The organism is Dietzia sp. DQ11-38-2 (genome assembly GCF_014145055.1).
In the GTDB taxonomy this organism is placed as follows: domain Bacteria; phylum Actinomycetota; class Actinomycetes; order Mycobacteriales; family Mycobacteriaceae; genus Dietzia.
This window is the reverse complement of sequence record NZ_JAALDW010000267.1, coordinates 1-1455: the sequence shown is the minus strand read 5'-3', so window position 1 is coordinate 1455 and position 1455 is coordinate 1. Positions and strand designations below refer to the sequence as shown.

Below are 1455 nucleotides of genomic sequence, written 5' to 3'. Positions count from 1 at the left end.
GCCCGGGGCGCTCGCGCCGGTCGTCCCGCCGGGGGTCGCGGCGATCGTCCTGCCGATCACGCCGGGCCGGCCGCTCGGGCTCCCGCATGAGGAAGTCGGCGGAGTTCCTGGACTGGGTGGCGAGGGCGGCGGCGATGTCGGCCATCGAGACCGAGTGTTCGGCGGCGTACTCCTCCACGAGGCGGCGGAACATCGCCAGGTTCGGGTCGTTCAGGCTCTCCGTGATCGACTGGGCGAACTTGGCCATGCGCATCTCGTTGACGTCGTCCACGCTCGGCAGCTGGATCTCCGTCAGCGGCTGCCTGGTGGCCCGCTCGATCTGCGAGAGCAACCGCCGTTCCCGCGGGGTGACGAACAGCAGCGCCTGGCCACTGCGACCCGCGCGGCCCGTGCGGCCGATCCGGTGGACGTACGACTCCGTGTCATGCGGGATGTCGTAGTTGACCACGTGGCTGATCCGGGGCACGTCCAGACCACGCGCTGCGACGTCCGTGGCCACCAGGATGTCGGTCCGACCGTCCTTGAGCGCCTCGATGGTCCGCTCGCGAAGGTTCTGGGGGATGTCGCCGTTGATCGGTGCCGCGGAGAACCCACGGGCCCGCAGACGTTCCGCCAGCTCCTCCGTGGCCGATTTGGTACGGACGAACAGGATCATCGCGTCGAAGTCCTCGACCTCGAAGATCCGCGTCAGCGCGTCGAGTTTGTCGCGGTGGTTCACCAGCACATAACGCTGCTGGATGGTCGGCGCCGTGGCCGTCTTCGAGGCGACCTTCACCTCGGCCGCGTCGGTGAGGTACTTCTGGGAGATCCGGCGGATGGCAGCCGGCATCGTGGCCGAGAACAGCGCGACCTGGGTGGACTGCGGGGTGTCCGAGAGGATCCGTTCGACATCCTCCTGGAAGCCCATCGCGAGCATCTCGTCGGCCTCGTCGAGGACGAGATGACGCAGGCCCGACAGGTCGAGCGTGCCCTTCTTCAGGTGATCGATCACCCGACCGGGCGTCCCCACGATGATCTGTGCCCCCCGCCGCAGACCGGAGAGCTGGATCCCGTAGGCCTGCCCACCGTAGATCGGCAGGACGCTGACCTGAGGCATGTTGGCGGAATAGGTGATGCACGCCTCGGCGACCTGCAGCGCGAGCTCGCGGGTGGGGGCCAGCACGAGCGCCTGCGGGCTCTTGACCGACGGGTCGATGAGGGAGAGGATCGGCAGCGCGAAGGCCGCGGTCTTGCCGGTTCCGGTCTGCGCCAACCCCACGACGTCGCGGCCCTCCATCACCAGCGGGATGATGGCCGCCTGGATGCCCGAGGGGACCTCGTACCCGACGTCCTTGACCGCCTTGGCGACGGCCGGGTCGAGCCCCATGTCGGCGAACGTGACGGCGTCGTCGCCCGCGTTCTCCGCGGCGGTCTCCGCGGCCGGGGCGCGCTTGCCCGAGGCGCCTCCGCTCGACG

At 69.6% G+C, this 1455-nt stretch carries 1 protein-coding gene; it reads right to left on the bottom strand.

The window, feature by feature from the left end:
• The coding region (locus G6026_RS09700) for a DEAD/DEAH box helicase (protein WP_277815605.1) at positions 1-1455 on the bottom strand (1455 nt) is incomplete at both ends.